The following is a 6,079-nucleotide window of genomic DNA, read 5'->3' as shown; positions in this document are numbered from 1 at the left end:
TGTTGTTCGTCTCGACCTGCAGCGAGAAGACCGAGGTCGCCAATCGCGTCTCGCTCGAACTCGGCAATCTGCAGCCGTCGCCGCCGGCGCTGCGGATTTTCGACGCCGGCGTCGGCGACGGCACCGTGCTGTCGCGCGTGATGCGGGCGGTGCACGCCCGCTTTCCGACCATGCCGCTCTACGTCGTCGCCAAGGAAATCTCCTACGAAGACGTGCGGCTGATGCTGGAGAAGATGGCGGACCGCCTGTTCGAACATCCGGCCACGGTGCTCGTCATCACCAATCTCTATTATGCCGAGGCGCCGTGGCTGACGCCGCGCTCGGCGACTTCGGCGCAGGGCCTGATCTGGAAGGACGTCGCGCTGGCAGGCAATACCGCGCACGGCTTTGCCGAGCAAATCGGACAGCTCGAAGGGTTTTTGGCCGAGAACTGGCGCGCCGGAATCAGTCCGACCACGGGCAATCCGCTCTATACCCGCCCCATCATCCTGACGCTGCGGCGCGAGGACCACTCGTTCCTGCTCGATCCGATCATGCCTCGGCCCGGGCGGGTGATGGCCGATTACGATCTGGTGATCGCCTCGCAGCCCTACCGGGCGCGGGCCAGCGTCGAATTCAAGGCCTCGAAAGTGGTGACCCCACTGGTCCGCGCGCTGCGGCCCGGCGGCCGCCTGGTCGGCATCCATTCGCACGGCCACGATCCCGGTATCGAGATCATCGACGAAGTCTGGCCCGGCGAGGATCCCTTCAAGACCGATCGCTACGCGATCCTGCGGCAGGTGAAGCACGAGCTTGGCGCCGAGGCCCGGCACTACAATTTCAACGCTTCCTCCGATGCGCGATCGATCTTCCGCTATCACATGCATACGCTGCCGGACGAAGTCTCGGGGCCGATCGGGACCTCGACGCTGTTCGCCGCCTGGAATGCCGCCATCTATGTCGCGCAGATCGAGGATGTCAGGCTGTCGGAAGTGGTCCGCGACGGCCGCTACCTCGAAGCCACCGACCGGGTGCTCAAGAAGCACGGCGGCTTGTGGTTCAACGACGAAACCTATGTGATTTCGCGCCGCCGCGTTTGAGGCATGATCCCGATCCGAAGGGCCGCGTTAGCGCAAAGTGGGACCGGTTTTCGGAGAAGATCATGCCTTCAAAGAGACCTTAACCGGAGTGAGATGTGTCCGCACCCGATCATGCTTCGTCTCGCGAGCTCGACGCGCTGTTGTCGTCCGTTTCGGTCGAAGTCTCCTCGCGCGGGCATCAGCTAGGCGAGTTGCGGGAGCATTTCCCGGCGGGCACCGATGTGACGATCACCTTCCTGCCCGGCGACAATTATAGACACAACGTCGAGACGGCCGCCGTATTGCGTCGCGCCGGTTTCAACCCGGTGCCCCATATCGCCGCGCGCGAAATGCCGTCACGTGAGGCGCTCGACGACTTTCTGGCGCGGGCGCGAGGCGAGGCGGAAGTCACGCGCATTGTTCTGATCGCCGGCGACGTCGCGGCCGCGAAAGGACCGTTCAAATCGAGCCTCGATGTTCGCGCCAGCGGATTGATCGAGGCGCGTGGCCTCGCGCGGGTCAGTATTGCCGGGCATCCCGAAGGGCATCCCTATCTGGCGGCGGATGCGACCTTCAGGGGCCTCGAAGCATGGCGGAACTGGGGACAACAAACAGAAATCCGGGTCGATGTCGTGACGCAATTCTGCTTCGAAAGCGCGCCGATCCTCGACTGGATAGCCAAGCTCGATGCGCGCGGCGTCGGCCTTCCCGTCATCGTCGGCCTCGCCGGTCCGGCGAGTCCTGCCACGCTGACGAAATTCGCGCTTCGCTGCGGCGTCGGCAATTCGATCCGCTCGCTGCGCAGCCAGATCGGCCGTTTCGGCCGGCTGCTCACGGATACCGGGCCGGACGACGTCCTGCGCGGCCTGCAGTCGGCGCCCGCGCAAGCGACGGCGTCGATCGCCGGTTTCCATCTGTTTCCGTTCGGGGGCTTGCGCAAGGCCGGCCAGTGGTTGAGCAACTATCGTGCGGAAACGCGCGGGCAAATGGCGCCGGCGGCATCGCGAACCGGCGCGCAAAACCCGTAACGCCCACTTGTCCAGCCTGACCATCACCACGACGCCGCTCGACCAGTCGATGTAGATGCGGCGAAAGTCCTGTCGAGCCGCAAGCGCTTCCATCAGCGGTGGAATTCTCTTCGCATGTTCCGGAGGCCACATCGGATGGGGCTTGGTGTCGTCGCAGATGTAGATTCCGCCCGGGCGCAGCAGAGCGAGCGTCTCGTCGAGCAGGGTATGCTTGCCCGCGCCGCCGTCGGCGAAAATGAGATCGAAGGACACTTGCGGCTCGCGCTGGATCACTGCCGCGGCGTCCTCGCAGAGCAGTTTGAGCCTTGGGTCGGTCCCCAGATGCGACCGGGCAACAACCTGCACCTTCGGACTGATATCGATGCTGATTAGCCGGGCGGCGGCATCCATGCCATCCAGCAACCAGCACGTTCCCACGCCAGTACCGGTACCAATCTCAAGCAGTCGGCCGCCGGGCTTCAAACTTGCCAAAACCCGCAGCAGCGCGCCGACCTGTGGCCAGCACCAGCTCTGAAAACCGGTCCCGCGCGTCTCGGCCATGATCGCATCGAGCAATTTCGGCGGCGGCTGAAATGCGGCTTCGTCCATGGCCTCAAAATCCGTAAAGCCGGGCCGGATTGTCGGCCAGGATCTTCTTGCGGATCGCCGCGTCCGGCGCCCACACGGGCAACTGGTTGAGCAGGCGGCCGTCGTCGATCTGGTACAGCGGTGTCACCTCGGTCGGCTGTCTGCCGGGCGGCGTTACCGAATTCGGATGCGGCCAATCCGTGCCCCAGACGACGCGGTCGGAATTGGCCGCGATCAGCGCCTGCGCCAGCGGGACCACGTCGGGATAATCGGGCGCGAGCTTCGACGCCCGGTAGGCGCCGGAAATCTTGACGTAAGCCTTGCCCGATTTGACGAGTTCTGCCAGGTCCGAAAAGCCCGGCTGCGCCACGCCGAGTTCAGCTTGTGCGCCGCCGAAATGATCGAACACGACGGGCACGGGCGAAGCGGCGACGAGATCCCTGATCGCGGAGATCATCGCGAGACTCGTGAATAGCTGGACGTGCCAGCCGCGCGCTTTCACGCGCTCGACCGCGGCCTGAAAGCGCGGGCGGCCGACCGCGGGATCGTTGACGCCGCCGGTCGCGAGATTGAGCCGGATGCCGCGAATCCCCGCCTGGTTCATGGCGTCGAGATCGGCCTCCGGCGTCTTGTCGTCGATCACGGCGACGCCGCGCGCGGTCGGCCCGCGTGCCTTCATGCCGAACAGCGTGGCCGAATTGTCGGTGCCGTAGACGCTCGGGGTGACGATCACGACGCGCTCGATATGCAGCGCCTTGTGCAGCGCTGACATCTCCTCGGGCGATGCCGGCTCCGGCGTGTAGACGCGGCCTGAGAAGTAAGGAAATTTCGCGGGGTCGCCGTGAATATGGGTATGGCAGTCGCAGGCGCCGGCGGGGACATCGAAATTCACCGGCGTCGAAGACTGCGAGGCTTTGGCAATGGCATCACTGTTTGGCATGCTCACTCCGGCCGCAAAGGAAGCGAGCAGAACACCGCGTCGCGTGAACATCGTCTCACTCCCTCGCTTTTTTGTTATCTCGTTTCTTAGGGCAGAATAGCACGTCCTCGCTTCAGCGACAGATATGCTAGGCCTATCAGAGCAAGTATGGCTGGCGGTTACTATTGCCCCGATGGTGTGCGCAGGCCGTGCCAGGCGTCTCGCACCTGTTGGTAATGCACTTCCGGCAGGTAGTCCGGCGTGTTGAGCGACAGCGTCTTGACGTCGAGCCGGCCGATGGCGCTGAGCAGGGTATAGGACGCGATCACGCGATCGCGCTGCGCGCCGATCAGCCGCGCTTTCGCCGAAATCAGATCGGCCTGCGAGTTCAGGACGTCGACCGTAGTGCGCTGGCCGCCCTGCGCCTCCTTGCTGACGCCTTGCAGCGCGACGGTCGCTGCGCGCACCTCGGATTCCGAAGCCGCTACCGCGATCTTGGTGCCTTCGTTCGCAACCCAGGCGCCGACCGCCGCGGTGCGGGCCTGATTGCGGACCTGATCGAGCACCTGCCGGCTTTGCGCCGTCAGTTCCTTGGCCTGCCGGGTCTGTGATGCCGCCAGGCCGCCATCGTAGATCGGCGCGTTCATCTGCGCGATCACCGAGGCCTGGTCGGTCCGCAAGGTGCTGATGGTGGGGTCGGCCTCGCTGGCGTGGCTGGCGCTGCCTTGCAGGGTGATGCTGGGAAGGAGGCTGCTTTCGGCGACGTGGATGGTGGTGGAGGCGACATCGACATCGAAGCCCGCGGCCGTGACCGCCGGATTTTCCTTGCTGGCAAGGCCGATGGCGTCTTCGCGGCTGCGCGGCAGATAACGGTCCACGGCTTCGGCGGATCGCAATTGCCCCGGCGGGTTGCCGATCACCTGGGCATAGGTCGCCTGGCTGATGGCGAGATTGACTTCGGCGGTGTTCAGGTCGGCAAGTCCTCGGCTGAGCCGCGCTTCGGCCTGGGCGGTATCGGTCGGCGTGACGTCGCCGGCGTTAAGGCGCTTCTGGGTGATGCCGACGGTTTCGCGCAGGAACGCGACGTTGGAGCGCTGCGCCTCGACCAGCGACTGGTTGGCCAGCACGTTGGTGTAGGCGGTGACGGCGTCTAGCAGCACGCCCTGACCGACGTTGCGCAACGCCTCGCGGCCGGACTGCACCTGCAGCTCCGCCACCCGGACGCTGTTGGCGGTCTTGAAGCCGTTGAACAGCGTCTGCGTCACCGTCACGCCGATGGTCCAGGGTTTCAGGGTGGCGGATTGCACGTTGTTGTCCGGCAGCAGGTTGCGGACGGCTTGCAACCCGGCGCTCAGGGTCGCGATGATCTGCGGCCGGTAGCCGGACAGGGCCTGCGGCACGTTCTCGTCGGTGGCGCGCTGGCGCGCCCTTTCGGCATTGAGCTGCGGATTGCTCTGATAGGCCTTGGCCAGCGCCTCGGGGAGGGATTCGGCCAGGGCCGCGGTGGCGGTAAGACTGAGCGCGGCCGCGGCGGCAAAACCGGCGCAAGCCGCCACACCAAGACAAATGCCCGATCGAAGCACGCGCCTTGCCACGTGGCCAGCTTTAGCGGCACGCCCAATCATGTGATCCCGAAGCAACCCCGGCCGTCCGCCCCCGCCGACGACCCGACAACTTTTACCTGTTTAGAGGGCGCTGCAGCCACAAGCAAACCATGGAACGCGGAACCCCCATGAATCCAGTGATTCGCTGTTGCCGGTTCGTCACATACGCGTACCGGTCGCCGGCGGGCCCTCCGATTGCGGTCGCCGGGGTTCTGATCGCGGTTGCGCTGATGCCGAACCGATTCGGCTCAGCCGAGCTGTTCTGCGATCGCCTTCCGGACGGCCGGGCGTTCGGACATCCGGCGTCGGTGGGAGATGACCTTGGGAAATCGGGACGGATCGACGCCGTCCTGCTCCAGCCATTGTGCCATGGTGAATAGATAGGGATCGCAGATCGTATAGCTCTCGCCCATCACCCAGGGCTGCCGCAGCATCTTGTCCTCGATCAGATCGTAACAAGCACTCACGGACTCCGGGACCTTGCGCTGCATCGCGGTTATTGCGGCCGGATCATCGGCCCAGCGATTTCCGCGCATGCGGTGAGCATGCGCTACATGCAGCGTCGAACACAAATAGCTGTTGAAGGCCTGCGCCTCCGCAAAGAGAAACGGATCGTCCAGCGGCGCCAGCCGCGCCAGCGGGAAGCTCTGTGCGATGAAGGCGAGCATCGCAGGCGTTTCTGTCAGGACGCCTTTGTCGGTTGCCAATGCCGGAACGCGTCCTTTGGGATTGATCGCGAGATACGCCGGCTTGCGCTGTTCGTCGTCGGCGAAATTGATCCGCACGGTCGAGTATTCGGCAGCAGCATCCTCCAGGGCGATATGCGATGCCAGCGAACAGGTATGGGGAGCGTAATACAGCGTCATCATGATGATCTTCCCTTGAAGTGGCCGATGTCGGCGA

5 protein-coding genes are annotated in these 6,079 nt (G+C 64.7%); 1 reads left to right on the top strand and 4 read right to left on the bottom strand.

Annotated features, from left to right (window positions below):
* Positions 1–1,079 (top strand): hypothetical protein (locus QZ213_RS03815; protein WP_291684722.1); only part of this gene is annotated, 1,079 nt, incomplete at its 5' end.
* A 335-nt stretch (positions 1,080–1,414) separates the two neighbouring features.
* Here QZ213_RS03815 and QZ213_RS03810 read toward each other — a convergent pair.
* From QZ213_RS03810 to QZ213_RS03795, 4 genes are all read right to left on the bottom strand, one after another.
* On the bottom strand, positions 1,415–2,674 hold the full coding sequence (locus QZ213_RS03810) for a class I SAM-dependent methyltransferase (protein ID WP_291684721.1): 1,260 nt from the start codon (positions 2,672–2,674) through the stop codon (positions 1,415–1,417).
* 4 nt (positions 2,675–2,678) lie between these two features.
* Entirely contained in the window at positions 2,679–3,644 is a 966-nt protein-coding gene (locus QZ213_RS03805; protein WP_291684720.1) for an amidohydrolase family protein, read from the bottom strand.
* Between the two features lie 110 nt (positions 3,645–3,754).
* Positions 3,755–5,197 (bottom strand): TolC family outer membrane protein, encoded by a 1,443-nt coding sequence (locus QZ213_RS03800; protein ID WP_291684719.1) that lies wholly within the window; start codon positions 5,195–5,197, stop codon positions 3,755–3,757.
* Positions 5,198–5,424: 227 nt separating this feature from the next.
* Positions 5,425–6,045 carry a glutathione S-transferase family protein gene (locus QZ213_RS03795; protein ID WP_291684718.1) on the bottom strand — a complete coding sequence of 207 codons (621 nt, stop codon included), beginning with the start codon at positions 6,043–6,045 and terminating at the stop codon, positions 5,425–5,427.
* Positions 6,046–6,079 lie beyond the last annotated feature (34 nt).

Source organism: Bradyrhizobium sp. (genome assembly GCF_017881085.1).
Taxonomy (GTDB): Bacteria; Pseudomonadota; Alphaproteobacteria; order Rhizobiales; family Xanthobacteraceae; genus Bradyrhizobium.
Note: the sequence above shows the minus strand (reverse complement) of the source record. Positions and strands in the feature narration are given on the sequence as shown.